Consider the following 25,766-nt stretch of genomic DNA (forward strand, 5'->3'; position numbering starts at 1 on the left):
AGTCTCATTTTTGACACTTTATGATATAATATGTAGTATAAGTATTGATACTAAAATCATAAGAAAGGAAAGGAAAGATTGAAAGTAGCATTATCTGTACACAACGAAATTATTGCTCCCGTTTTCGATTCATCAAACAATATAGAAATTATCGAAATCGATAACAGCAAAATTAACAGTAGAAAGGTATATAAAATTGATTTAGCAGATATTTTTAGTTTCTTCCTGAGAAATAGTGTTGATTTAATTATCTGTGGAGCAATTAGCAAACAACTTGAATTTCAACTATCAGCACTATCCAAAGTTATCCCATTCATATGTGGAAGCAAAGAAGAAATTATTTCAGCACTTTTGAAAAACAAAAACTTTAGCGACTTTTTAATGCCAGGATGTAAAAGAAACAGGTTTAGAGGCGATTTTTTAAAAAATTATATTTCAAAAGGAGTGACCAAAATGCCAAGAGGCGATGGAACAGGACCATTAGGACAGGGACCATTAGGTGCTGGACAGGGCAGAGGAAGAGGCCGCATGGGAGGACAGGGTTTTGGACCTGGAGGAGAATGTGTGTGCCCTAACTGTGGAACAAGAATTCCACACAGACCAGGAGTACCATGTGTACAGGAAAAGTGCCCAAAATGTGGAACAATGATGATTAGAGGTTAAAAAATCTGTGAATATCTTAGAAAGCAAAAAACTATGAGAGGCATAAGAAGAGGAAATCCTCGTCACATTGGATGGCACAGATACCCTTATGGCAATACTTTTATAAGTGATAGATCTTCCATAGTACTTTTGATATTTTTCATAGGGCTCATTATTTCTCTAGTGATGGGCAAGATTGAACTGGTAGTTGGTTGGACTATAGTTTTCTTATTCTTGTGGTTTTTGAGATTTTTTAGATTATAACCTTGAAAGGAGGTGACAGTAATGCCAAGAGGCGATGGAACAGGACCATTAGGACAGGGACCAATGACCGGCAGAGGTCTTGGATATTGTTCTGGCAATACTCTACCAGGATTTGCTGCAGCAGGATATAGGATTGGAAGAGGATTTTTTGGACGTGGTAGAAGATTCTTTTGCAGAGGATTAGGTTGGGTAGGCTTACCAATATACAGTGCATACAATAACCCACAAGCAGAAAAGAGCTTTTTACAAAATCAACTAAATGCACTTGAAAAAGCTGTAGAAGTTATAAAGGATAGACTAAATTCCATAGAAAAAGAAAAAGAATAAAAATAAGTAGGAGAGGACGATTGTCCTCTCCTATCTTTAGTTAGATACACATTAATTATTTAATTTACTATTAGGAGGTAGATATGAAAGTTGCTTTTACATCACAAGGAAATAGTTTAGATTCACAATTTGATGAAAGATTTGGAAGAGCAATGTACTTTATAATTTATGATACAGATACCAATGAAACTAAGGTGTTAGAAAATATGGCAGGGGTAGAATCTGCTCATGGGGCAGGGATTAGTGCCGCTAAAAAGTTAGTCGATGCTAAAGTTGATGCCCTGGTTACGGGTAATTGTGGGCCAAATGCCTTTTATGTTTTATCTGAAAACAACATCAAAATCTACCTATCAAATGCAAAAACTGTAAAAGAAGCTATAGAAGAATTTAAAAATAAAAAACTTGAAATAGCAAGTTCACCCACAAAGGGTGGACATTGGAGATGACAATAGCTATTGCATCAGGAAAAGGTGGCACAGGCAAAACTACAATTGCAACCAACCTTGCAATTGTAGCATCTGAAAAATATGATAGTGTAACTTTATTGGATTGCGATGTAGAAGAACCAAATTCCCATATATTTATAAACGGAAAAAAAATTAAGGAAGAGGTTGTAAACGTAAGAATTCCTGAGGTTGATGAAAGTCTTTGTACTGAATGCGGAGCATGTAGCAATTTTTGTCAATATAATGCTATAGTATCCCTCAAGGGCAAACCAGTTGTTTTCAAAGAAATGTGTCACTCTTGTGGCGGATGTACTCTTGTGTGTCAGCCAAAAGCTATACACGAAGTCGATCATAGAATAGGATTGATCAATTTTTATAAATCAGGAAAAATAAATCTCATCGAAGGCCTTTTAGACATTGGAAGCCCATTAAGCCCCCCTTTAATTGGAGCGGTAAAAGGATATGAAAGTAAAGATACGTTAAATATTATCGATGCCCCTCCAGGAACGTCTTGTCCTGTAATAGAAGCAATAAGGGATGCAGATTATCTCATTCTTGTAACAGAACCAACTCCCTTTGGCCTAAACGATTTAATTTTAGCAGTTGAAGTATCTCGAAAGTTGAATAAGAAGTTTTCTGTTGCAATAAATAGAGTTGGCTCAGGCGATGACAGGGTGCATAAATATTGCAAAAAAGAAAACATCCCAATAATACTAGAAATCCCAGACGACAGGAGAATAGCAGAATTATATTCGAACGGCAAAATTATCTTAGAAAATTTGCCAGAATACAAAAAGTGTTTTGAAGAAGTTTTAGAAAAGATTGGTACGGTGATTCAAAATGGACAATAAACCAAGAGAAATTGTAGTAATAAGTGGAAAAGGCGGAACAGGCAAGACAAGCATTAGCGCTTCTTTAGCTTATCTGTCTAAAGATTGCATAGTCGCAGATTGTGATGTAGATGCAGCTGATTTGTATCTTTTACTTAATCCTATTACTGTCGAAAAACATGATTTTTATAGCGGCCACATTGCTAAAATAAACCAGGAAAAGTGTATAGGATGCGGAACATGTAAGGAGTTATGTAGATTTGATGCCATAAAGAAAAATAATAACAGTAAATTTAGCGTAGAACCAACATCTTGTGAAGGTTGCAAAGTATGCGTTGAATTTTGTCCTGAAAAGGCGATAGATTTTCTAGAAAGACTTTGTGGAGAGTGGATGAAGTCAGAAACCAGAGTTGGATTTATGGTTCATGCAAAATTAGGCATTGCAGCTGAAAATTCTGGTAAACTAGTCTCTTTAATTAGAAATGAAGCAAGAAAACTTGCTCAAGAAAAAGGTAAAAATTTGATCATTATTGATGGGCCACCTGGAATAGGATGTCCTGTAATTGCATCTATTACTGGAGCAACTGACGTTTTAGTGGTTACTGAACCAACAATATCGGGTATTCATGACCTTGAAAGAGTAGTATCACTCGCAAACCACTTCAGAATAAAACCCTATGTAGCAATAAACAAATTTGACCTAAACCCTGAAGTAACAGAAAAAATTGAAAAAATATCAAATGAGTTGAATGCTCAGGTAGTTGGTAAAATCAGATATGACAAATTAGTCACCAAATCTCAAATAGAAGGAAAAACAATTGTAGAATCAAATATACCCTCAGCACAAGATATAATTAATATGTGGGAAAGGTTGAAAATTAATTAGTTTGAAGGAGTTGTATTGAAAAACGTCATAGCCCTTTTTGATATAGATAATATAAATATTTCAGAGGTCAGCACTTTATTATTAGACAACGTAAATGATGGAATATATGCAGTCGATATAGATTTTAAAATAATCTTTTTTAACAAAGCAGCTGAACATATCACTGGAGTAACAAAGGAAGAGGCAATAAGCAAAAGGTGCTATGACGTTTTTAGATCGAATATGTGTTTAAACAACTGCCCAATAAAGGAAGCTCTTGAAAAGGGTAGCTGTACCAAAAGGCACGGTTATATAATAGATTCTTCTGGGAACAAAGTTTTTATCAGCGTTTCAAATGTTTTGATAAAAAATTTATCCAATGAAATAGTAAGTGTGGCACAAGTATTTAGAGATCAATCTGAAATAATGGCTTTAAGAGAAGAAATCCTTAAAGTCGAAGAAAATTTTTGTTTTACAAGTAAAAATTTACAAATGCAAAAGAACTTTTCTCTCCTAAAAACCGCTTTACCTAATATAAATAAAATCTATATTATTGGCGAAAAGGGAACAGGCAAAAGCAACCTTGTAAAGTGGATCTTAAAAAACAAAAATATTAAAAATTTTTCGGAATTTTCTTTAAAAACAATTAAAGAACTAAATCTGGAAAGAATTTTTTCAGATTTTGATGCAATCCATATAAAAGACTTAGACTTCATAACTAAAGAATTTAAAATAAAGTTATCAAATTTTCTTAAAAATTTAAGCAATATTAATAATAAGCTTATAATCTTTTCGTCTTCTAAAGATTATTTCCCAAGAGATGAATTTTATTTCAATATTAATGAATTCAAATTTGAAATAATACCGTTGAGATTTCGCAAAGAAGATATTATGTTTTGCGCTGAAAGCTTTCTGTTTCATTTTAGTAAAATCTACGACAAAAATATTTCAGGCTTCACTCAAGAAGCAATAAATGCTCTTATTAGTTATGAATTTCCTGAAAACATAGAAGAGCTTAGAAATATCATTGAGAGAGCAGTTCTTATTTGCTCAGAAGAAAGAATTGATGTAAGTCATTTGCCAGAAACTTTGCAAAAAGAAGTTAATATAAAAGAAGGAATAATTAGTAAAGAAAAAGAAATTATATTAAGCGCTCTCAAAAAAAATAATTTTAATAGGGACTTAACCGCAAAAGAACTCGGGCTTACAAGAAGTACTTTTTTTAGAAAACTAAAAAAATTAAAAATTGAAGTACCAAAATCCAAAAGATCCAGAAAAAATTAAATTATTTACACATCTTTCAAAGACTACAAATTTTGTGCTAAAATAATTAGTTATGAGGAAACTAATATTTCTAACTATACTGTTTTTGGTTTTAGCTCAAACGAAAGCCATGGCGATGTCTATAAGCGTGAGCCAGGGCGATCCTGAAAGTTCATACCCCATTCCTTATAGCACTTATCCTTTTACACAAACACTTTTCTTTCATACAATCCAAAACCTAACTGCAAATCAAATTAGAGTATACATATATCTTGATTATCCGCTAGGAATAAAAGCCACAGCTACTACCACAAACAATCAAGTCCTTCCAAAGGAAGGCGGTTTTTATTATATTGACATCCCTCCAAAACTCTCAGCTATTATAAGAATAAAGGTTGATTCTTCAGGTCTAACGAATGAATATGCAATAGAATCTATTTATACTACGAATATTGACCAGGATATTATAAAGCGAATAGACTATTTACTTGTAGAAAAACCAGCAGAATTAGATAGTGGTATGTTGTAATTGCTAAAGATAGCAATTTTTACAGCCGAGCGTTCGGCAGAAGAAATTTCTTTAAATCTTCTTAGATCGATTGAAAAAATTCAGCCATTCAAGCTGTATGCTGCTTCTTCTAGCTTTCTTGCTGAAAATATAGATTGTGAAACAATTTATGACACAAGTAATCTTAGCGCTATTGGTCTGGTAAAATCTCTTCAAAAAACTTTATTAGTTGCAAATTACATTAGAACAATAACTGAAAAGATTAAAGAAATAAATCCAGATATCCTTATATTTGTTGACTTCGGAGGAACAAACGTTAGGCTTGCAAAAAAATTAAGATCTATCGGGATAAAGTCACCATTTGTATATCTTTTCCCTCCTGGCCCATGGGGTAAGACTCAAGAGGAAATGAATAATATTGCACAACCTTTCGACCTATTTCTTGTACCATATAAATTTTATCTCGATGTATACAAAAATACAGGAAAAAAAACTTTCTTAGTAAAGAATCCTATCATAGATGATAATAATAAAATTTTTCCCGTCAGATCGCTTTCCTTTGGTAAAGGAAAAGTTAATATTGGCATATTTCCAGGAAGTAGAGCTCAAGAAGTAGACTGGATTTTACCATTTGTCTTAGATGAATGCCTACAAAAACAAAACGATTTTACTTTCAATATAATTCCATTTGGACCTTTAGAAAAAAACATATTTAAAATTCTAATTTCAAAAAGGATAAACGTAGAAGAAAGGACAATAAAAAGCATTGAAGCAGCAATTGTAACCTCTGGGACAATGGTCTTAAGAATTTTAAAGGAAAGGATACCGTTCATAGGAGTATATAGAATACATCCATGGGACTTTTTCTTCTATAAGAAAAAACTTGAAAAATCAAATCAAGTATTTATACCTCCAAAATACAACGAAAAGAGAATATGTTTTCTCTTACCAAACATTTTATTAGGAAAAAATATATTTCCTGAAGTTCTATTTCCCTACGAAAAGATGTGGGATAAAGTAGAATACGTTCTAAAAAATCAAAGTACACTTCTTAGCGCGGCTGAAAAAATTATGATTGAGCTAAGCGATGAATCATATCAAAAAGATCTGGGTAATATTATTTTCACAAACATAAACATTAGACCTCAGCCATTATTTTAGAAAGTTTATCTGCAATTTTTAAGGGTTCGGGTATTCTTGAAAACGAACACTTGAGAGTTATTTCTATTGCATTGGTCAAATTAATCATATTTCCAACAGAAACATAGACAGGAGATACATTATCTTGTGTTCTCAAAACTGCTCCTATAGTTTCATTTTTGTCAACAAGTGCGACAAAGCTGCCCTTCTTGGGACCAAGCTCACCTAATTCTTTCCCAAAAAGCCTAGACTTAGCACAACCGAAGGTTGGCTTTTTTAGAATATAGCCAATGTGACAGGCAAGACCTGCCCTTCTCGGATGTGCTATTCCCTGACCGTCAACCATTACAACATCAAAATCAACTGTAATATCTCTCATAGCAGCAATCAACGGCTTCACTTCTCTGAAAGCAAGAAAACCCGGAATGTATGGAAATCTTACAGCACACCTTGAAACGCTTGTTTGAATAATTTCTTTATCCTTTAAACTAAAAACCACTGCGCTTGCTTTAGAAAGATTGTTTTTATAAGAAACGTCTAAACCAAGTATTTTTATATCATTAGAGATATTAAAATCACAAAAACTTAACATCTTTCTTAAATTATTTTGAAATTCCTTTGCTTCAGAAACTGACATAAGTTCAAGCTTTATAGCTTCTTGATACAAAAGTTCATACTTTTCCATCTTGAAATTATCAAGTTTTATATTCTAATTTTCAAATCAACAGACCTTATGTTCGGATCTATGTCATGCAATGTGCTTATCAAAGCAATATTAACTTCTTTTATAACTTTCTCGACAAAAGATCCTAACTCTACCTCTTCGCCATTTACCCAAAGAGCACATTCAACTCTTCTAAATTTAATAAATTTTTCTTCAATAAAATCAGCAATCGGGACAGGATCGTCAATGGGAAACTGTGGCACAGCCTCAGAAGTAAATTCATCAGTTACCAGTGCTACAATTTCGTTTGGTTTACACAGAGGTTCTATACCTTTTCTTCTTATTTCAATTCTCTTTTTGCCTTCTTTTTTATATCCTTCAGTAAATAAAATATCTACTCCTTCAAAAAATTTCGCAACTTCTTCAAGAGTAAGCTCTTTTGAGACTTTTTGAATAATTGCCATCTTTTCAGAATGAGAGATCCCAACCGACCAGGCCCCTGCCTTTGCCATCCTCCACGTATCTTTACCTTCTTTGTCCATTTCAAAGCCATGGACATCGTGTTTTAAAACTCCTACCTTATAACCTCTTTTTGTGATTTCAGAAATTAATTTTTCAAGAAAGGTAGTTTTTCCAGAATTGCTTTTTCCTACAAAGCTAATAATTTCAAACAGCATTTTACCTCCCTAATTAACTAAATTATGTCAAAAACTAATCTGGAAGAAAGCTTAAAAGCCTCATTAAAAAGCTCAAATTGAGCACTTCTGTCAAGTCTTGAATCAAAAAATACAAAGAATTTTGCTTCATTCTTCAACAAAAAAGCCATCACACTTATTTGATCATCAATTAAAAGCATATTTTGTAACTTCCCAAAATCTAGCCTTAAAAGAGAGTCTTTTACCATCTTTGATAAAGAATCTAAAATTAGTGCCTTCACCTGACTATTCTCAAAAAAGTTTCTTTCAGACAAAATCACACCATCCTTATCAACCAAAATATATCCACACGAACCAACCAGACTATCCGCATAATGAGAAAAGCCAGAAATGCTTAAAGGAAGTTGTATATTTTCAAAAACTTCAGTCTTAGAAGTGTTAGATAAATCATATTTTAGATTATTCAATGGTTCATCAGGAATATCTATACTTTTGTCGATATCTAAAGTCGCAGGTTCTTTAATATTAGAGTTAACATTCTTTCTTTTATTAAAACTGCCCCCTAAAAGACCTGTAGCAAATGGTAACAAAACTGAGGAAATAATCATAAAGGGTCCAAATTCAATCTCAAATCCCTTATACGGAAACACTCCTATTAAAGAAGAAAAATAAAATAATATAATGTCTAAAATTAACGATGATATAACTAATATCAGAATTTTATAAATTGGGCTTATTTTCAAAACTACTGAAAAAATTAAAGAATAAATTATATAAAATACAAAAAGCCATATAAAAACTGATGTTCTAAAGGGTAAAAGACCATAAAAAGAGTCAAAAAAAGCTGAAATTGTTACAAAAAAGAATAACAAAGATGCTTCAAAAATATTAAACCAAGAATCTTTAACCGAAAAAATTGAAAAAAATTTAGCTTTTAATTTTTGTTTTCCTTTCAAATTATCATTTTTTCCATCTATATCATGATTGACTTCTATGAAATCATCATCCAATTTTATACCTCCAAAAAATATACTGAAAATCCTCGACCTAACCTATTTAGATCTGACCCTCTTCAACAATTCATCTTTCATATCCTCAATTGGGGGACTAACCTTAAAGATCAATTCAAATGCCTTAACGCCTTGATATAAAAGCATATCAATCCCAGATATTACAAAAGCTCCAAACTTTCTTGCCTCTGTTAAAAAGGGGGTATATTCAGGTACATAAACCATATCAAAAAAAACTTTACCACTGATATCAAAATTCTTGGGAAAGGGAGGCATACCTATAGAATTCTTTCCTAAAGGTGTAGCATTGACCAATACATCAAAATATGGTAAATCCTCGCTCCAAATTAAGGTATCAACTCCATATAATTTTGATAGATCTTTTATTTTTTCAGGGCTTCTACCCATCACCCAAACACTTGCACCTTCCTTGAGGAAAAAATATATCGCAGCCTTTGCTACCCCCCCGCTCCCAAAAATTCCTACTACTTTATTTTTCAAATCATAATTAATGTTTTCAAAAGATTCCTTTATCCCATAAATATCAGTATTATAACCACACCACTTATTGTCAACCAGAACAATGGTATTAAGCGCTCTCGCTCCAATAGCATCGTTATCAACCCAATCGATCAAATCCATGATTGTTTCTTTATATGGAATAGTTACGTTAAATCCTAAAGCCCCCACATCAATCATCACTTTTAAAAAATCGAACAAATTTTCCTTCTCAAGATCGAACAATAAATATACCGCATCAATGCCTAATTTTTCTAATGCTCTATTGTGCATTGCAGGGGATAGCGAGTAAGAAATATCTTTTCCTATTAGACCGCTAATTCTTTTCATATTCAATCCACTTCAAAAGACAATTCTTTATTTGTGGAAAATCAGTGGTATATATAAAAACATCAGAAAAGTCTTTCATAATAACAAATCTTATCTTTGAAGAGATATTTTTTTTATCTTTTAAAACATATTGTTCAATTGAGTCAACATCTAAATCAGTCGGATATGAAGTAGGCAAATTATACTTACAGAACAAAGATTTAATCTCTTTATAGAGTTCTATATTGGCATATCCAAGACAATAAGAGAAAAATGCAGCAAAACAACTACCAATTGATATAGCTTCTCCGTGAGTAAATCTGGAGTACAAAGTTCTAGCTTCTATGGCATGCCCAAGAGTGTGGCCAAGATTCAATAATGCCCTTTTCCCAGTTTTCTCTCTTTCATCTTCTTTTACATATCTAGACTTTATATCAATTGAAAGCTCAACCAACCTTCCTATATCAGGTCTCTCTTTTTTAATTTCATCAAGTATAAAGGAGTCATCAAGTATTGCATACTTAATAATTTCTGCCATCCCTGATGAAATTTCTCTTTCTGGCAGTGATTTCAAAAAATTTAAGTCTATAACTATATTTTTCGGATGATAAAAACTGCCTAAAAGATTTTTCCCAAAATCTAAATCAATGCCGTTTTTTCCGCCAATTGAACTGTCCACCATTGACAAAAGAGTGGTAGGAACAAGAGAAAACGATATCCCTCTCATGTAAACAGAACACAAAAAACCACACAGATCTCCCAAAACTCCTCCACCCAGAACAATAACATGAGAATATCTATCTAATGAGTGTTCAAAAAATATTTTTGAAAGCTCTATGAATTTCGACAAAGATTTTGTTTTTTCACCCTCCGGAAGCACAACTATATCAATATTTCTTCTTTTAAAGGTGTTTTTTAAATCGTAGATCTCCAACAATATATAGTGTGTAACGGCTAAAACTTTTGAATATCCATCTTCCAATATCTCATCCAGAGCCTCATCAAGAGATTTGAAATATACGTTCACATCAGCTGAGCTAAAATTTAAAGTTTTTACCATAAACATCATCACCCAATTTTCAGTATCTTAAATTTTAAAAAACAAGGTTATAAATTTGATCTATTATCTCGTCAACAAGTTCACATATTTCTTTAAAAGAGGTATCCAAAAGAAAATCTGACATAAAATAGTATTTCATCCTTTTTTCAAGCAAATCTCTTATTCGCTCTAGTATAAGATCTTCTCTGCCCAAATCTAAAAGTGGCCTGTCTCTATTTGAACAAATTCTTGAATAAATCACTTCAGGTTGAGCCATAAAAGTGATTATAAGAGCATTTTTGCTTAAAATTTCCCTATTGAAAGGATTTACCAGAGTTCCTCCCCCTACCGATACAACGTAGTTTGATAGCTTAGAAACGTTAAAAACTATTAGGGTTTCAAATCTCCTAAATACGTCTTCGCCAAACTCAGAAAATATTTTTGATATCTTCATGCCAGATAACAATTCTATTTGTTCATCAGTATCGACAAAACCCCATCCCAATCTTTGGGCAAGAGCTTTTCCTACAGTCGATTTTCCTGTACCCATAAAACCAGATAAAACTATATTTTTTTTCAAGTTGAAAACCTCTTAAAAAGATATTCTTTATATCTAGCAAAATTATCTAAAGTTTCATTTATATTATCGCTACCGAATTTTTTGAGATAACAATCAGCAAGGGCTATAGAAAGTTGCATTGAAACTATTACTGAATAGGCAGCAATAGCCAATACATCTGATCTTTGATAAGATGCTTCTTCAATTTTCATTGATCTAATATTTAAGCCATTTAAAGGTTTTGCAGTAGACGGTATGGGTTTCATAAATGATTTTACTATTATTGGTTCACCATTAGAAATCCCCCCTTCAATTCCACCAGCAAAATTCGATCTTCTAAATATTCCCTTGGGCAAATATTGGTTTAGACCTCCATAAAGATTTTTAGAAGAGGGTTTTTGCTCTGTGGTAAACTCATCATGAAAGTTAGATCCCAACATCCTTGAAGATTGTGCACCTAAACCTATTTCTACAGCCTTTGTTGCAGGTATGGAAGAGATGTGAAAGGCTATAATAGCGGACAACCTTTCGTTATATGATGTATAGCTTCCAATACCTGGTACTACGTTCAACGCGAAAGCTAATACACTTCCCCCCAAAGTATCGCCTTTGAGCTTTACTTCATCTACGTATAATTTTATTTTTTCATCCTCTTCAGGATATGGAGTAAAGAAGATAGATTCACGCGATCTTTTATAACCATCTAAGAGATCGTCGGGAAGAGGAAAGGTATGCTCACCAATGCCTGTTACAAATGAACCAATTTTAACACCAAAGGTTTCGAGTAATATTTCTGCAACAGCCCCCGCAGCCACCCTTGAAGCAGTTTCTCTAGCAGAAGCCCGTTCCAAAACATTTCTCATGTCGTCAAAATTATACTTTAAGGCTCCAACAAAATCTGCATGCCCAGGTCTTGCACTCAAGACTTCCTTACCATAACCTGTAATAGGATCCATGTATTCAGACCAATTTTTATAATCATTATTTTTAATCCAAAAAACCAGGGGAGAACCCAGGGTCTTAGAGCCTCTCAAACCTGCAACAACTTCTACTTGATCGCTTTCTATACTCATTCTTTTGCCCCTACCATATCCTAACATACGCTCTTTCAACCTTTTGTTTATTTTGTTTAGATCTATAGTTAGACCTGCTGGAATTCCCTTTATAAGTATTGTTAAACCTTTTCCGTGCGATTCTCCAGCGCTTTCAAACTGAAAACTCAAATCCTATTCTCTCCTTGTTTTTTAATATTACATTATACACACTTTGTGGCAGTATTTCATCTAAACAGTGCAAACCCTTAGGACAGTTTTTTTTCATGCATGGGCTACAACTTATAGGGCTCTGGATAGCAAAATATGGACCTTCAGGGAGAGACCAATTCGGCCTTGTTGGACCATATAGCACTACTGCTGGAGTGCCAACGCTAAACGCCATGTGTAAAGGAGACGAATCATTTGTTACAAGAAGCTTTGATTTCTTTATTAAGAGAATTGAAGAAAAATATGGCAGTTTTCCTATAAGGTTATAAATATTTTCGCCTTCAAAACCATATTTTTCTTCACCCTTCGCACCAATTAAAGCAATAGATACTTTATTTTTTGCAATAATAATCTTTGCTAATTCTTTGAAATGCTCAACGTTCCATCTTTTTAGAGCTTGACTAGCAGAAGTAGCAAATACAACAAGAGGCTCGCCTTTGTAACCTAGAGAATATAAATTCTCGTTCAATATTTCTTCATCCAAATCGTTAAAAAGTAAATGCGGCCTTTCTGGCATCATATCGATCCCAATAGATTTTAAGATTCTAGAGAAATGGCAATAGGCGTGATCATTACCTCTTTCTTCAAGAGATGGCATAGATTTTGTCCTTAATTTATATCTGAGCATTTTCAAAAGAAACGCTGACCTTTTATTGTCTTGAATATCAACAACTATATCAAAAGTATGTTTTCTGAGAAATTTAGCCAAAAGGATCATAGAGATATAACCCTTTATCCCAAATCTATTTATACCAATAACTCTGTCTGCAAGCACTCTATCCTGAAATACAGGAACAAATTCTTCTCCCATTATCCAGGTAATTTCTGAATTTCTATATAAATTTTTTAAAAGAGATACTACACCAGAAGCCAAAATTATATCCCCAAAGGAACTAAATCTAATAAATAGAATCCTACTTTTAAACTCTTCATAAATCATTGAAGACTTTAGATCATTTTTCATTTTTAATAACTTCTAAATAAATTTCCTCAACTCTTTTTGCTACATTTTTCCAGCTAAAGGTCTTACTTCTTTCAAGTGCCCTTTTTGATAAACTTTGTCTGCCTTCCTTATCCTCTATCAATCTCAAAAGGGACTTTACCCACAAATTTAGATCAGATTTTGGTAAGACAATAATTGAATTTTTCCCTATTTCAGAAATACATCCAACATCTGAAGCAACACATGCAAGACCTGAACTCATTGCTTCTAAAAGAACTAATGGATATACCTCTTTAATAGAAGGTAGACAAAATATATCAAAAGTTGGATAAATACTTTCCATATCGTCTCTTTTCCCCATAAAGACCACTCTGGATGATATGTTAAGATTTATTGCTTCTTCCTCTAATGTCTCCCTTAGTTCTCCATCTCCTACTATCACAAGTTTTGTTTGAATAGGCAAATAGCTAAAAACTTTAAGAAAAAATGAAAAACCTTTTGCGCTAACCAATCTTCCTACTAAACCTATTACAATATCATCCTTTGCCTTTTCAACATTTTTTGGCTTAAATCTTTCTGTATCAACTCCATTTCCAACTATTCTTATTTTCTCTGCATCTACGCCCAGTTCCTTGGTAACATAAATTTGATGGGTAAGACAAAGCGATATAACTACATTAGCCAATGAAATTAGCTTTGACAATCTGTGAGGGCTATAGTTTCCATGTGCTGTATACACTACAGGAATTTTGAGAGCTTTAGCCCATGGCAAAACAGCTAAAAATGGCATCCTTGAGTGCACATGAACAACGTCAGGAGAAAAATCTTTAAGAAGTCTTAATAATCCAAAAGAGGAAAGAAACAGCGAAACAGGATCTTTGCTATGTAATGGCAAACTTATATCATTAATTGCATTTGGAGTATGCCAAACAATTTTCACCTCATGTCCAAAATTTATAAGCTCACTGGAAAGTTTAACAACATGATGAGAAACTCCTCCAGCATCCTTCTCGTGAGCAACAAGCAATACCTTCATAATTAAAATGATATGCCAGAAATATTCTTTTTTATAATTTCAAAAAAAAACATAAAACAGATCATAATTCCCCTCGTATGAAGTTTAATAAAATTAATATAATATTTTATACTATATTTCTCAATACCTATAAATAAAGTTCAGCTATTGATCACTTTTAAATAGATTCTTCACTTTTTCATATAATAGATTGGCATTTTCGAACCTTATTCTTTCTTTTTTTGTTATATTAAGCAGTTCTTCGTAATTTATTAACTTAATAAAACCTTGTTTTTCTAACATTTTAAATGAATTGCTAAATTTTGACCTGCTCTTTTCAGGAATTTTAATACAATAGCAAAATAAACCACAATTAATAGCCTCAGTTATCATAGAAATAGAATCAGCAGTAATAATTGCAAAGTCAGATATCTCAAAAAAATACCTGAGAGGATTCGTTTTATCTTTATGGTAATAAACAGAAAAATCCAGCGGATAATTCTTTTTTTCAAGAAAGCTTTCAAAATCCTCAGGAGTTCGCCTCGAAGTAGATAACAAATATTTATAATTCTTAAGATTTTCATTTTTAAACAGCAACTCCAAACCTTCAATTATCTTATTAGATTCGAATCTATGATGCTTGCTATTCCCACCAATCACAATCGATATCCATGGCCCATCTGACCCAAGTTTGGCTTTAAATTCATTAATTTCCTCATTTTTTAGCTTTTCTTTAAAATAAATAGCCCCAAATATGCGGTGAATCTTTGGATTATCTGGCGCTCTATCATGATAAGGGACAATTACCATATCAAAGATATCTGGCAAAAATTTTGGATAAAAGATAGAAATTGTAGGCAAACCTGTAGCCTTTTTAAAAAGCGCTAAAAATGGGTGGACTCTATTGCCCGCACCAATAGCTCCTATATATTTTTCTGGTTTAGTATCTAGAAATTTTATAAATAGTTGTCTAGCAAGTTTTTTACTAATAAAATTATCAAAAATTCTTACTATTTCAGTTCTAAAGTCAACAAATGGTATATTTTTTATTTCGTAATCTAGCCCAATTGACTTTGCAAGAGATATAGCTTGATTGTAGTGCCCTGGCCTGCCTTCTGAAAGAATAATAATTTTCAAAGTCTACCTTACTTCAAAAGTTTTTGTAGCAATGCCGTTTATTACCCAGGGTAAATCTATATATTTCTTAAAAATTGGTTCAGGTTTTTCCTGATCCAAAGAAACATGAGAAGAATAAATTTCTACGACTAACTGGTTATTTTTTGGCTTATTCGTAATAGATTTAACAAGCTCACCAAACGTTTCAACAACCTCTTCCTTCGGTTTATTTGAAGCATTCTCAGAAGCTTTTGTTCTTTGAGAACTTGACTCATTACTCCCAGTCACAATCATAGTATAACTTCCCTTAGGAAGACTTGGGTCAATTGAAATTTGTTCTTTGTAAAGTTCTTCTCTGTAAGGTCTTAAAGAAACGTCAAATTTAATAGGTCTGGATTTCTTTACAAAATTTTCCATATTGATTTTATCAATTTGAGCACTCTTTATTTTATTTGACATATTTATTTTAAAACCAATATATTCAGGGACCACCTTCTTTAAAGGATTGGTTAACAATTTATACAACATTTCGTCTAATTCAAGAACGCTTTTATATGATATGTCATCAGGATCAGAATACATGTTCTTCCTTTCTATACTAGTTCCATCAGAAAGCCTTAAGGTTATATCAACTGTGCTAGAACCGCCGTGTTGACTTAAAAGTGAATCGTCTAAGCATTGTAATACGACTTTGGAAGCGTATTTTAAAAGCATATCCTCACTTTCTGGCAATTGAACAAAAAAACTATGCTCTCCATTTGAATTAACGTTTACGTCAATAGTAGTAGTAGGAGGCAAAGTTCCAAGATAAGCCGCTATACCATAAGTTCTATCCTGCACAACTTTCCCTACAGGAGAAATTATAGAAGCAACTTTGAATGGCAAAACTTGACTTTTTATAGTATAGTACGTATAAGCTGAAGACAAGAAATAATCTACATTACCAGCATCTGTAGCAGGGTGACCAAAAGCCAAAATCTTATTGCCATCAATTTCAGTAAGAGTTCCTACAGCACCCAACTCTACCGAACCCCTCGCAAACTGAACTGCAATAGAAGCTCCTGGCTGGGCTGTCCACTCGTGAGATGTTTCAGATGAAACGTCTGAAACTAGAGGCATTTCCTTTTTAAGAAGAGATAGCACTCTCCCAGAGAAGCCTTTTTCATAATACAAAACACAAGGTCGTTCAACCAGGACATTGCTTTCTTTCATCGGTACTCTGGAGACTGCAGTATAAATTTTGTTATCTATAATAAGTGGTTTTTCTAATTTACTTATTGTAGGAGAATTTTCTTCATAATTCCAAAGGGTTCTCATAGCTTCTATTGGTGTAACCAGTCCAATATGTGGATCTGCATTTTGAAATGTAGCAGAAATAGCGCCTATCAATTTCCCGTCGATATAAACAGGGCTTCCGCTCATACCTTCAGCAATACCACCAGTAGAATCAATAGCTTTCCCCCAAACTTTTATTAAATAAGAAGGATATAAACCGGGATTGTTAACTATACCAATTATTTCTACATTAAAAGTTGAAATTTCAGAACCCCTAATGGTAGTCTTTGCGATTCCAATATCACCAACCTGAATTGCATTAGCACATGAACCACTCAATAAAAATATTACAATAAAGAACCCAATTAACCTCCTCAAAATTACCTCCTAAAAGTTAGTCAACATCATAAGATTTTATTATAACCTAAATATATATTAACTAATCTTAATTTATAAATTAAAAAGTTATAAATAAATTAACTAAAATTTCTGTAATCAAAAAACTTACAAAAGGTAATATAAAATTCCATTACAAAATACCTGGAATTACCACTACAAAATACTTTATTTTGATGACCCCATAAATTTACTTATTCCGACTTTTTTTAGGCTTATTGATAAGTCAGAATAATATCAAAGATAAAAATTATTAATGAAAGGTGGTAATTAAGATGACGAAGAGCAAGAATGTTTTTGTAGTTCTTAAGGATAGAAAGCAAAATCAGACAAAACTAATCAAAGAAACAAGAGATTATGTCGCAACAAATAACGTCGAGAAGATCTATTTGTTGAAAATTATAGACAGATCTGAAGACCTTGGCGTATTTAATCCTGAAGCAGAAGAAATTATTGTCACAAGAGCTGAAAACGATATTTCAAAGTTTATAAGTGAATTAGGCAAGGTCAATTGTCAGGTAGAAGGAATCATAAAGATTGGTTCATATCAAGACAGAATTGAAGAATTGTCAAAGCAGTTTAACCCAGAAGCAATAATAGTCCAAAGCTCCAAGTTAAGCGGCATAAAGAAAATTTTCCTTGGGAACACAGCTTCGGACGTTATAAACAACGCACACTGTCCTGTAATTATTGTCGGGTCTTAGCGGGTTTAAAAATAAATTTATAAATAACTTTCAAGGAGGGAGAAAAATGAAGAGGGAAAATAACAAAAAGATAATACCTCTAATGATATGGGGTAGTCTTTCACTAGGTTCTTATCTAATGATTTTCTTATTTCAAAATGAGTTGCTGTTTTATTCTACAAGGGGTGGTATATTTTCAATAGTCCCAATACTCTTTGCATTTTATTTCTCTTTTGTACATGGAGCTTTTGCAAGTTATTTATTACCGTTTATTGGCGTTGAAGCAATAATAAAGAAGGAGGCGCATTAAAATGGTAGAAAATTCTATGGGAATTTTATCGAACTTTATTACTCTTGACCCAGCAAATATGCTGTTCTTGCTGTTTGTAGGTTTTGTTGGAGGACTGGTTAGCGGCTTTATAGGTTCTGGTGGTGCATTTGTTCTAACACCTGGAATGATGAGTATTGGAGTGCCAGGAACAATAGCAGTTGCAAGTAACATGTGTCACAAGTTTCCAAAGGCAATGGTCGGAGCTTACAAGAGATGGAAGTATGGCCAGGTAGATATAAAGTTAGGGCTTATTATGGCAATATCAGCTATACTTGGAGTTCAAGTAGGCATCCAGATTCAAGAAGCAATATTAAAGACCTGGGGGAATGCAGGATCAAATCTTTACGTAAGCACCATGTTTATAATCGTTTTAACAGTGGTTGGCTCATATGTATTTAAGGATGCACTAAATATGGCAAAATCAAAGAACACAAAGGAAGAGACTACTGCCCTTGCAAAGAGGATACAAAGCATAAATATACCACCAATGATATACTTTGATAAGATTGGGACAAAAATATCCTTCTGGGTTACCTTCCCAATAGGATTTTGTACAGGACTTCTTGCGGCCACAATAGCAGTAGGAGGCTTCATCGGAGTTCCTGGAATGATCTATATATTGGGCGTAACAAGCACTGTAGGCACAGCAACAGAATTAGTAATAGCATTTGTGATGGGTCTTGTTGGGTCTGTAAAGTGGGCGATGAGCGGAATGATAGATATTAGATTGACTCTTATAATTCTTGCAGGATCTTTAATAGGAGTGCAAATTGGAGCTGCTGCTACTACATTTGTAAAGCCATATCTTATAAAGTTTGTAATGGGCTTCATAATGCTCTTAGTTGCTGGTTCAAGAATCCTTGCAGTTCCTCAATATCTAAATGAACTAAACATAATCCATCTTGAGAAGCAGGCCTTGAACGCATTAGATCAAACTAGTTTTATGATAATGAGTCTAACGCTTCTTGCTGGAGCAATAATAATAGTATTTAGCATGGTAAGAGGAAAAAGAGAATTCAAGAGTGCAAATGCTATTGCACAGGTTAAGGTAAATGATTAAAATAAATACATGTACAAGAAATTATTGGTTGCATATGACGGTTCATTAAGTAGCAAAAGCGCGCTGAAGGAGGCACTGGTAATAAGTGCCTCCTTTGATTCCTATATAACGATCATAAGCGTATTTGACTTGCCCACAGAGATATTCGGCATTTCATCACTAGAATCAGAAAAAATAGAATCTGAATTATTTACAATGCTTTTAAATGCTTTTGAACAATCAAAAGAAGTAAATAAAAAAATAAACGCCTTCTTTGCTACAATTGCTGGAGACAACGCAACTTATACAAATATTGAATCAAACGAAAAAATTCAAATACCCAAAAAGGTAAATTCACCAGATCACGCAATAATATCCTTTGCAGAGTTTCTAAAACCTGATCTAATATTAATAGGCACGAAAGGATATAACAGAGTAATAAATGTTGGAAGCGTAACAATAGGCGTTATTAGAAATGCCCCTTGTGATGTACTAACTATAAAAAATTATAAGGAAGGAAAGTTCGAAGAAAAATATAAAAATATACTTCTTGCATTTGATGGTTCTGAAACTTCAATTAACGCACTAAAAAGAACTATTAGCATAGCAAAAAAGTTTAAATGGGATATTACGGCAATTCACGTCTATCCTCTTCTTACAGAAATAAACCTCTTTTCAAGCGTTCACACAAAAGAAGTTTTGCTTCAAACTTCAAAACATATTCTAGAAAGAGCAAGAGAAATTGCTTACAAAGAAAATTATCCTATTTATACGCACTCGGGGGGATTTGGTGATCCTGCACAATATATTGTTAATTATGCTATAGAAGAAAATTATGATCTGGTCGTTTTAGGAACACAAAATCCAAATACCGTAAAAAAGGTTCTTATAGGTAGCATTGCATATAGAATTATTTCGGAAGCTGATTTTCCTGTATATTGTATTCCCACAAAAAGCTCAAAAAAAGTATTGTAATTAGGTTATGGACTATAGAGGTACCATAAGAGAAAAATTTTTAAGTTACAAAGACATACTCTTTATGTTATTTTTCATAGTTTTATTGTTTATCGTTGGTGCTTTTTTTATTATTAACGTTAATTTTTTTCCTAGCCCCTCCTCAAATTTGGATCTAACTAAAAAGTCTCTTCCTATTTATACTGAAAATGAACCAAACACAATTGGTATAGTCGTATCTTCCACATTACCAATCGAGGAAATTACCTTAATTTACAAACCCCTTATAACATATCTTTCAAAGGCAACAAATAAACATATTGTTCTTTTTACAAGAAAGACCTATTCTGAAGCGCTTGATTCTATTCTCGCAGGTGATGCACAAATTGGCATAATAGGTTCAGGTGCCTTTTATGTTGACAAAAACGAGTTAGATTTGCTCGCAGTACCCATGATAAACAATAAAACATATTACAAATCATATGTAATAGCCCAAAAAAACAATATAAAAAATTTGTTTGACTTAAAAGGAAAAACAATTGCATTCACCGATCCACATTCCTTTGCCGGGTATATTGTATTAGAAAATTATCTTAAAAAAAATGGTTTAAACCTTAACTTTTTCTCAAAACATTTTTTTACTTTTAGTGTCAGCTCTTCAATTGATGCTTTAAAGGAGGGCCTGGCTGATGCGGCTACTATTGACAGCAATACATATGAACAATTAAAAGAAAAAAATCCAGAAATATCAAATACATTACATATAATATGGGAATCTCCAATTGAGATTCCAAATCCTCCTGTAATAGTCATAAAAAATATGGATTACAGAACAAAAATTCAATTTCAAAAACTTTTTTTGGATATGGACAACAGCATAGAGGGGAAAAAGGTTCTCAATATTTTGGGTTACGATAAGTATGTTGAAGTAAATAGTAATTTTTTTGAACCAATTTCGGAATGGCTTGGCAAAAATAATGAAAATAAGTTTTAAAATTGCTATATCTGTCATTTTGCCATCTCTTATATGCACGCTCGCGCTTTTACTATTTATGAAATATACTCTAACCCAGAATCTTCTCGAAAATTTAAATAAAAGAATGCAAACCACTTGTTCAGATATTGAATATTCAATCATAGATAGCATCGCCACAAATAATAGTATCGAAGCCAACAGAATTCTAAAAAACATAAAGCAACAAAACAAGGAGATTGTATACATCTATATTCAGAGACCATTTGGCAGAATTCTTGCATCAACATTTGATGACGGTTTCCCAACAGAATTACTTAGTCTTAAGAATCCCAACGAAAAATTAGTAAGGATATTCAAGACTAAAGATAATACAATATACGATCTTAATTACCCGCTTTTAGGGGGCAGTTTTGGAACAATTCATATTGGATATACTCATAACTTAATAAAAGATAGAATCAACAATTTTATTCTTCAATCTCTATTGTTTAGTTTCATAGTGATTGTCATTTCTTTAATGTTCTTTCTCTTTTTAACCCGATCAATAGTTAGAAATATAAACAAGCTAATTTATCTTACAAAAAGAGTATCAGTTGGAGATTTTGATACAAGAGTTGATATAAGATCTAAAGATGAATTAGAGCTACTTGCTAAGTCTATGAATTCTATGGCAAACGACTTGAAAATTCATAGAATTGAAAGATTAAAGATGGAAGAAAGACTTAAGAAGGAAGAAGAAGAGAAGAAAAGGAAAGAACTTTTAAGAAGGGAGATTTCCTCTTTGGAAAAAGAAAGGAAAAGGATTTCTATGGAAATACACGATGGAGTTATGCAAACTCTAGCTTCAGGACAGATTAACCTCTTTCACGTTATAAATAGCGACAAAATTCCAGAAGATCTCAGAGATCGATTAAAAATTTCATATAACATTTTTAAGGATGCTACAAATGACCTGAGAAACCTGACAATAAATCTTAGGCCTCGTATATTAGAAGAAGTTGGTCTAAAAAGATCTATAGAAACGCTCCTTGAAAGAGCAGAACAAAGCAATAATCTTGATGTAGAATTAATTTATGATATTAGATCAAAACTCCAGGATTACGTTGAATTGTCTTTGTTCAGGATAATCCAGGAAGCCATAAATAACGTAATAAAACACGCTAACGCTAGCTTCATAAGCGTCATTGTTAAAGAAAATAATGATAGAATAGAATTAACAATAGAAGATAATGGTTCAGGATTCGAAATCAATTACGAAGACAAAAAATATACCAACAGTTTTGGTATTATAGATATGAAAGAAAGGGCAGAAAGCCTTGGGGGAACATTAAACATAGAAAAAAAGGAAGAAGGTGGCACAAAAATTTATGCAAGCATCCCATTCAAAAAAGAAGATTTTAATAGTTGACGATCATGCACTCTTAAGAGAGGGTTTGAAATTTTTGATAAGCCAATCCAAAGAAGATTTTGAAGTTATAGGCGAAACCCCCAGTGCAGTTGAAACCTTGAAATTAGTAAAAAGGTTAAGACCAGATATCGTAATATTAGATTTGTCTTTATCTGATGGAAGTGGACTTGATATAATCGAACCAATTAAGAAAATTTCTCAAAGCACTAAAATTCTTGTTCTAAGCATGTATCAGGATGAGTCTGTGATAGTCCAGGCCTTAAAGGAGGGGGCTTCAGGTTTTATCCCAAAAAGCGAGGTATCGGAAGAGTGTATTCAGGCATTAAAAATTATTTCAAATAGCGATGATCTCTACGTACCCGCTTCATATTCCAGAGTAGTGTTGAAAGGACTCCTCTCAGATGACGGCTCTAAAACTCTTAGTTCAAGAGAAGATCAGGTACTAAGGCTATTAGCGCTAGGGTATAGTGCCAAAGAAATAGCACAAACGCTTCAAATTAGTCCCAAAACAGTTCAGACCTATAGACAAAGAATAACTACCAAGCTTGATTTGAGAAGAAGATCAGATATTGTAAGATATGCTATTTCAAAGGGACTTCTAAAAGAGGAAGAAATAAAAGGAATAGTTTTACCAAAAGATGATGAACTAATCTAAATTTTTCTCAGACTTCCCAGAGCACCTTTAAAAACCTTACCTTCATATTTTGCGAATATTTTCATTTCGAATTTTATGTATTCATCTTTATCATTTCTGATATCAATCTCAAAAACAGCACTTTTTTTATCTCCTTTTAACATCGACATAAAAAAAAGAGTAAGCTTTTCTTTCTCGGCAGGGGATGAGAAGTCAACAAAAAATTTATTAAGAAAATCTTTTGGGTAAAGGTTAGTATAATTATATATTCTGTCACTTATAAAACTAAATCTCCCAGAATAGTCAAGTTCAAATATTACTTCATCTATTAGACTAATTATTTCAAAGTATTTTTCTTCAATATTCTTTACCAGGTTATAAGCACTCTTTAGCTCGGTAATGTCGTAGCTTAAGCTTATTAGCCCTTGAAGGTTTCTATTCTCATCAAAAATTGGTACCTTTTGAGTAAGAACGCTTATAGATTCGCCATTGGGTTTTCTAAGCACCTCCTCCTGAAAATGAACCATACCAAGTCTTACAGTCATTCTGTCTAATTCAAGATTCTTCTCTGCCTGTTCTTTACCAAATATTTCATAATCAGTGTGACCAATAATCTCTTTTCTATCCTTCCCCAACATTTTAGAAAAATTATTGTTTACAAAAACATATATGCCTTCCTTATTTTTGTAATAAATATAACCCGGCAAACTATCAAGAAGGATGTTTAGCTCTCTTTGTTTTTGAATAAAAGCTTCTTCCGAACGTTTCTTTTCTGTTATATCTCTACAAACAACAAAAATCAATTTCTTAGAATTTTTGTATATAGTATTGGTCTTAATATCAAGGATTTTAATATGGTTTTTTGCATCAACTGCTTTGATTTCAAAGGATAGACTTGTTATATTTTCTTTCTGAATTCTTTCAATTAGAGACTTTACATATCCTTTGTCTTCAGGATGTACAAAGTTTATTATTTCTTTATTAATTACATCTTCAGGTTTATACCCAAAAGTTCTGTAAAGCTCATTATTTGACTTTATAATCCTATAATCCGAATCAACCACTAATACAATGTCATTTATATTGTTAAACAATATATCATAGTCCTCTTCTCTTTCTCTAAGAGAGTTGTGAATTCTCTCCTTTTCTGTAACCTCAGAGATCGTTAGCAATATAAAATCTTCTTCTTTAATAGAAACCTTCTTTGCTTTCCCTTCAAATACAATTTTTGCTCCACTTTTTGTACTAATATAAAATTTAAAGGGAAATATAGAATCTTTTTCGGTAACTACAATTTTTTCAAACAATAATTTAAACCTTTCTCTCTCACCATTTTCTAAAAAGTTCAAGAAATTTTTGGCCTCAATGTCATTAATATCAGAAAATAGCATTGCAATAGAATCGTTTTCAAAAAGTATTTCTCCGTCAGCATCTACAACCAGTATAATATCGCTTGAGTTTTCAAGAAGAAGTCTAAAATATTTCTCACTCTCAGAAAGCTTCCTGAATTCGCGCCTTTTTTGAATCAAAACAACCACAAGCAAGACGATGATTAATAGCAGCAAGAAAGCCACTACAGAAAAGTAAAGGATAGCCTTTGAATACCTTTCAAAAAGAGTTTCGTGATGATTTATTATCTTGCTATTGAGAGGTAACTGGCTTCTTTTTATATTAAATTTTTTTAAGAAATTTTCGTCAAAGGCATAGTAGTTTGACTCAGAGCTATCCACAATTTTAGAATTCTCCCATCCTGTGCCATTATTAAAAAGATATTGGTAAACTAATTTTCCTACAATTTTGCCCTGATCAAACCCGCTGGTAATCATCCCACCCACTATTCCATTACCCAATTGATAATCAAACATCCCAAAAATTGGTATGTTTACACGCTTAGAAAGCTCTATTGTAGGAGTAGATCCGATTAAGTCGCTGCCGTATTTATCTATACTGTGAGTTATCAAATCTAGCACAAGGGTACCACTGGGCTCTGAATTAATTTTATTTATTATCCTTTCCAAATTATTTGAAACAAAATATTCGTTTAGTATGTCCTTGTGAGATACAAAAAAGTTATCAAATTGTTTTTTAAAATATGCTGCATCATTTGCATCAGCAATACCTAAAATCTTTTTTGTATTCGGAAAAAGCTTTAACATTAGGGAAAGAGTAGATTCTAAGTCTTCTTCTTCTTTTACGCCGTAAATTCTATCAGGAACAAATCCTTTTATATCATCACTATAAGTATTTACCCCACAGAAAAATATTGGAGGATTACCAAACTGTCCCCTCTCCTGAAGTGCAAAAATAAAAGCAGGGTCATCTGTAGCAATTATTGCATCAAACTTAAATCCTCTGTATTTCTTTATGAAGAGGTTAGAAAAATCTTCAAAATAGTTCTTTGTGTTAAATCTTTTAACGTCCATGTTTTCAATAAATATTTGAGGGGATGGAGATTTATCGCTTAATTCTTGTAAAATTCCCTTTTGTTCTTCCACAGCCCAAATATAATCAGGACTATAAGAGTTCAATATTAAAACCTTCTTAGATGATAAACCCTGAGAGTAAGCACGAAAATTAGACAAAACCATAAGAATAAACAAAAGTAGTAAAAACCATTTAAATATTTCTAGGCAGTGGATTGCCTTTTTACAAAACAAAATCTCACGAATAAGGCGCAAGAACATCATATCCAC

At 32.7% G+C, this 25,766-nt stretch carries 28 protein-coding genes; 16 read left to right on the forward strand and 12 right to left on the reverse strand.

What is annotated here, in order from left to right:
• Positions 1-78 precede the first annotated feature (78 nt).
• From TDSAC_RS09110 to TDSAC_RS08070, 9 genes are all read left to right on the forward strand, one after another.
• Positions 79-663: a DUF5320 domain-containing protein gene (locus TDSAC_RS09110; protein ID WP_199919776.1), complete on the forward strand. Its 585-nt coding sequence runs from the start codon at positions 79-81 to the stop codon at positions 661-663.
• A gap of 33 nt (positions 664-696) precedes the next feature.
• A complete protein-coding gene (locus tag TDSAC_RS08035) occupies positions 697-906 on the forward strand; it encodes a hypothetical protein (RefSeq protein WP_108309853.1) in 210 nt (69 codons plus the stop codon).
• Positions 907-927: 21 nt separating this feature from the next.
• Complete coding sequence (locus TDSAC_RS08040; RefSeq protein WP_108309856.1) at positions 928-1,233, forward strand: DUF5320 domain-containing protein; 306 nt, start codon at positions 928-930, stop codon at positions 1,231-1,233.
• Positions 1,234-1,316: 83 nt separating this feature from the next.
• Entirely contained in the window at positions 1,317-1,679 is a 363-nt protein-coding gene (locus tag TDSAC_RS08045) for a NifB/NifX family molybdenum-iron cluster-binding protein (protein WP_108309859.1), read from the forward strand.
• A complete protein-coding gene (locus tag TDSAC_RS08050) occupies positions 1,676-2,530 on the forward strand; it encodes a nucleotide-binding protein (protein WP_108309861.1) in 855 nt (284 codons plus the stop codon). The genes TDSAC_RS08045 and TDSAC_RS08050 overlap by 4 nt, the downstream gene beginning before the upstream one ends.
• On the forward strand, positions 2,520-3,395 hold the full coding sequence (locus tag TDSAC_RS08055; RefSeq protein WP_108309864.1) for an ATP-binding protein: 876 nt from the start codon (positions 2,520-2,522) through the stop codon (positions 3,393-3,395). The genes TDSAC_RS08050 and TDSAC_RS08055 overlap by 11 nt, the downstream gene beginning before the upstream one ends.
• A 15-nt stretch (positions 3,396-3,410) precedes the next feature.
• Positions 3,411-4,658, forward strand: a complete 1,248-nt coding sequence (locus TDSAC_RS08060) for an AAA-type ATPase lid domain-containing protein (protein WP_108309866.1) — start codon at positions 3,411-3,413, stop codon at positions 4,656-4,658.
• 52 nt (positions 4,659-4,710) lie between these two features.
• Positions 4,711-5,166: a hypothetical protein gene (locus TDSAC_RS08065; RefSeq protein ID WP_150130316.1), complete on the forward strand. Its 456-nt coding sequence runs from the start codon at positions 4,711-4,713 to the stop codon at positions 5,164-5,166.
• Complete coding sequence (locus TDSAC_RS08070) at positions 5,167-6,306, forward strand: glycosyltransferase family protein (protein WP_108309871.1); 1,140 nt, start codon at positions 5,167-5,169, stop codon at positions 6,304-6,306.
• Here TDSAC_RS08070 and TDSAC_RS08075 read toward each other — a convergent pair.
• The 11 genes from TDSAC_RS08075 to TDSAC_RS08125 all read right to left on the reverse strand — a co-directional run bounded on the left by TDSAC_RS08075 (position 6,284) and on the right by TDSAC_RS08125 (position 17,030).
• Complete coding sequence (locus TDSAC_RS08075) at positions 6,284-6,970, reverse strand: endonuclease V (RefSeq protein WP_108309874.1); 687 nt, start codon at positions 6,968-6,970, stop codon at positions 6,284-6,286. The genes TDSAC_RS08070 and TDSAC_RS08075 overlap by 23 nt on opposite strands.
• Before the next feature lie 17 nt (positions 6,971-6,987).
• On the reverse strand, positions 6,988-7,626 hold the full coding sequence (gene mobB / locus TDSAC_RS08080) for a molybdopterin-guanine dinucleotide biosynthesis protein B (RefSeq protein ID WP_199919777.1): 639 nt from the start codon (positions 7,624-7,626) through the stop codon (positions 6,988-6,990).
• Between the two features lie 17 nt (positions 7,627-7,643).
• On the reverse strand, positions 7,644-8,615 hold the full coding sequence (locus TDSAC_RS08085) for a hypothetical protein (protein ID WP_108309876.1): 972 nt from the start codon (positions 8,613-8,615) through the stop codon (positions 7,644-7,646).
• Positions 8,616-8,657: 42 nt separating this feature from the next.
• Positions 8,658-9,464, reverse strand: coding sequence for a shikimate dehydrogenase (aroE, locus tag TDSAC_RS08090; protein ID WP_108309879.1), 807 nt, complete (start codon positions 9,462-9,464; stop codon positions 8,658-8,660).
• Entirely contained in the window at positions 9,451-10,503 is a 1,053-nt protein-coding gene (gene aroB / locus TDSAC_RS08095; RefSeq protein ID WP_199919778.1) for a 3-dehydroquinate synthase, read from the reverse strand. Before aroB ends, aroE begins: the two co-directional genes overlap by 14 nt.
• 34 nt (positions 10,504-10,537) lie before the next feature.
• Positions 10,538-11,062, reverse strand: a complete 525-nt coding sequence (locus TDSAC_RS08100) for a shikimate kinase (protein ID WP_108309884.1) — start codon at positions 11,060-11,062, stop codon at positions 10,538-10,540.
• Positions 11,059-12,264, reverse strand: a complete 1,206-nt coding sequence (gene aroC / locus TDSAC_RS08105) for a chorismate synthase (RefSeq protein WP_108309889.1) — start codon at positions 12,262-12,264, stop codon at positions 11,059-11,061. The genes TDSAC_RS08100 and aroC overlap by 4 nt, the downstream gene beginning before the upstream one ends.
• Positions 12,248-13,267: a glycosyltransferase family 9 protein gene (locus TDSAC_RS08110; protein ID WP_108309891.1), complete on the reverse strand. Its 1,020-nt coding sequence runs from the start codon at positions 13,265-13,267 to the stop codon at positions 12,248-12,250. Before TDSAC_RS08110 ends, aroC begins: the two co-directional genes overlap by 17 nt.
• Positions 13,257-14,282, reverse strand: a complete 1,026-nt coding sequence (locus TDSAC_RS08115; RefSeq protein ID WP_108309893.1) for a glycosyltransferase family 4 protein — start codon at positions 14,280-14,282, stop codon at positions 13,257-13,259. Before TDSAC_RS08115 ends, TDSAC_RS08110 begins: the two co-directional genes overlap by 11 nt.
• A 144-nt stretch (positions 14,283-14,426) precedes the next feature.
• Positions 14,427-15,398 (reverse strand): ELM1/GtrOC1 family putative glycosyltransferase, encoded by a 972-nt coding sequence (locus TDSAC_RS08120; protein ID WP_108309895.1) that lies wholly within the window; start codon positions 15,396-15,398, stop codon positions 14,427-14,429.
• A 3-nt stretch (positions 15,399-15,401) separates the two neighbouring features.
• Complete coding sequence (locus TDSAC_RS08125; RefSeq protein ID WP_199919779.1) at positions 15,402-17,030, reverse strand: SpoIVB peptidase S55 domain-containing protein; 1,629 nt, start codon at positions 17,028-17,030, stop codon at positions 15,402-15,404.
• 293 nt (positions 17,031-17,323) lie between these two features.
• Here TDSAC_RS08125 and TDSAC_RS08130 point away from each other — a divergent pair, with 293 nt between their 5' ends.
• Genes TDSAC_RS08130 through TDSAC_RS08160 form a run of 7 tightly spaced genes read left to right on the forward strand, consistent with a single transcriptional unit; the run spans position 17,324 to position 23,094 of the window.
• Complete coding sequence (locus TDSAC_RS08130; RefSeq protein ID WP_108309901.1) at positions 17,324-17,752, forward strand: universal stress protein; 429 nt, start codon at positions 17,324-17,326, stop codon at positions 17,750-17,752.
• A gap of 46 nt (positions 17,753-17,798) precedes the next feature.
• Complete coding sequence (locus TDSAC_RS08135; RefSeq protein WP_108309903.1) at positions 17,799-18,041, forward strand: hypothetical protein; 243 nt, start codon at positions 17,799-17,801, stop codon at positions 18,039-18,041.
• A 1-nt stretch (position 18,042) separates the two neighbouring features.
• Positions 18,043-19,122, forward strand: coding sequence for a sulfite exporter TauE/SafE family protein (locus TDSAC_RS08140; RefSeq protein WP_108309906.1), 1,080 nt, complete (start codon positions 18,043-18,045; stop codon positions 19,120-19,122).
• Positions 19,123-19,131: 9 nt separating this feature from the next.
• The gene (locus TDSAC_RS08145) at positions 19,132-20,076 is read left to right on the forward strand and encodes a universal stress protein (protein ID WP_108309908.1); all 945 of its coding nucleotides are present in this window, start codon (positions 19,132-19,134) and stop codon (positions 20,074-20,076) included.
• Between the two features lie 7 nt (positions 20,077-20,083).
• Positions 20,084-21,049 (forward strand): PhnD/SsuA/transferrin family substrate-binding protein, encoded by a 966-nt coding sequence (locus tag TDSAC_RS08150; RefSeq protein ID WP_108309911.1) that lies wholly within the window; start codon positions 20,084-20,086, stop codon positions 21,047-21,049.
• On the forward strand, positions 21,033-22,439 hold the full coding sequence (locus TDSAC_RS08155; RefSeq protein WP_199919780.1) for a sensor histidine kinase: 1,407 nt from the start codon (positions 21,033-21,035) through the stop codon (positions 22,437-22,439). Before TDSAC_RS08150 ends, TDSAC_RS08155 begins: the two co-directional genes overlap by 17 nt.
• Entirely contained in the window at positions 22,399-23,094 is a 696-nt protein-coding gene (locus TDSAC_RS08160) for a response regulator transcription factor (RefSeq protein ID WP_108309916.1), read from the forward strand. Before TDSAC_RS08155 ends, TDSAC_RS08160 begins: the two co-directional genes overlap by 41 nt.
• On the opposite strand, the gene TDSAC_RS08165 is transcribed toward TDSAC_RS08160, so the two are convergent.
• Complete coding sequence (locus tag TDSAC_RS08165) at positions 23,091-25,760, reverse strand: PAS domain-containing protein (protein ID WP_199919781.1); 2,670 nt, start codon at positions 25,758-25,760, stop codon at positions 23,091-23,093. The two genes, TDSAC_RS08160 and TDSAC_RS08165, sit on opposite strands and share 4 nt — an antisense overlap.
• Between the last annotated feature and the right edge of the window lie 6 nt (positions 25,761-25,766).

Origin of the sequence: Thermodesulfobium acidiphilum, from assembly GCF_003057965.1 — a bacterium.
Classification (GTDB): Bacteria; Thermodesulfobiota; Thermodesulfobiia; order Thermodesulfobiales; family Thermodesulfobiaceae; genus Thermodesulfobium; species Thermodesulfobium acidiphilum.

Excerpts from the sequence above, each read along its gene's own strand:
- TDSAC_RS08035 (WP_108309853.1), top strand. The coding sequence starts at position 697 with ATGAGAGGCATAAGAAGAGGAAATCCTCGTCACATTGGATGGCACAGA.
- TDSAC_RS08040 (WP_108309856.1), top strand. The coding sequence starts at position 928 with ATGCCAAGAGGCGATGGAACAGGACCATTAGGACAGGGACCAATGACC.
- TDSAC_RS08045 (WP_108309859.1), top strand. The coding sequence starts at position 1,317 with ATGAAAGTTGCTTTTACATCACAAGGAAATAGTTTAGATTCACAATTT.
- TDSAC_RS08050 (WP_108309861.1), top strand. The coding sequence starts at position 1,676 with ATGACAATAGCTATTGCATCAGGAAAAGGTGGCACAGGCAAAACTACA.
- TDSAC_RS08055 (WP_108309864.1), top strand. The coding sequence starts at position 2,520 with ATGGACAATAAACCAAGAGAAATTGTAGTAATAAGTGGAAAAGGCGGA.
- TDSAC_RS08065 (WP_150130316.1), top strand. The coding sequence starts at position 4,711 with ATGAGGAAACTAATATTTCTAACTATACTGTTTTTGGTTTTAGCTCAA.
- TDSAC_RS08075 (WP_108309874.1), bottom strand. The coding sequence starts at position 6,970 with ATGGAAAAGTATGAACTTTTGTATCAAGAAGCTATAAAGCTTGAACTT.
- mobB (WP_199919777.1), bottom strand. The coding sequence starts at position 7,626 with ATGCTGTTTGAAATTATTAGCTTTGTAGGAAAAAGCAATTCTGGAAAA.
- aroE (WP_108309879.1), bottom strand. The coding sequence starts at position 9,464 with ATGAAAAGAATTAGCGGTCTAATAGGAAAAGATATTTCTTACTCGCTA.
- aroB (WP_199919778.1), bottom strand. The coding sequence starts at position 10,503 with ATGGTAAAAACTTTAAATTTTAGCTCAGCTGATGTGAACGTATATTTC.
- TDSAC_RS08110 (WP_108309891.1), bottom strand. The coding sequence starts at position 13,267 with ATGAAAAATGATCTAAAGTCTTCAATGATTTATGAAGAGTTTAAAAGT.
- TDSAC_RS08115 (WP_108309893.1), bottom strand. The coding sequence starts at position 14,282 with ATGAAGGTATTGCTTGTTGCTCACGAGAAGGATGCTGGAGGAGTTTCT.
- TDSAC_RS08130 (WP_108309901.1), top strand. The coding sequence starts at position 17,324 with ATGACGAAGAGCAAGAATGTTTTTGTAGTTCTTAAGGATAGAAAGCAA.
- TDSAC_RS08135 (WP_108309903.1), top strand. The coding sequence starts at position 17,799 with ATGAAGAGGGAAAATAACAAAAAGATAATACCTCTAATGATATGGGGT.
- TDSAC_RS08140 (WP_108309906.1), top strand. The coding sequence starts at position 18,043 with ATGGTAGAAAATTCTATGGGAATTTTATCGAACTTTATTACTCTTGAC.
- TDSAC_RS08145 (WP_108309908.1), top strand. The coding sequence starts at position 19,132 with ATGTACAAGAAATTATTGGTTGCATATGACGGTTCATTAAGTAGCAAA.
- TDSAC_RS08150 (WP_108309911.1), top strand. The coding sequence starts at position 20,084 with ATGGACTATAGAGGTACCATAAGAGAAAAATTTTTAAGTTACAAAGAC.
- TDSAC_RS08155 (WP_199919780.1), top strand. The coding sequence starts at position 21,033 with ATGAAAATAAGTTTTAAAATTGCTATATCTGTCATTTTGCCATCTCTT.
- TDSAC_RS08160 (WP_108309916.1), top strand. The coding sequence starts at position 22,399 with ATGCAAGCATCCCATTCAAAAAAGAAGATTTTAATAGTTGACGATCAT.
- TDSAC_RS08165 (WP_199919781.1), bottom strand. The coding sequence starts at position 25,760 with ATGATGTTCTTGCGCCTTATTCGTGAGATTTTGTTTTGTAAAAAGGCA.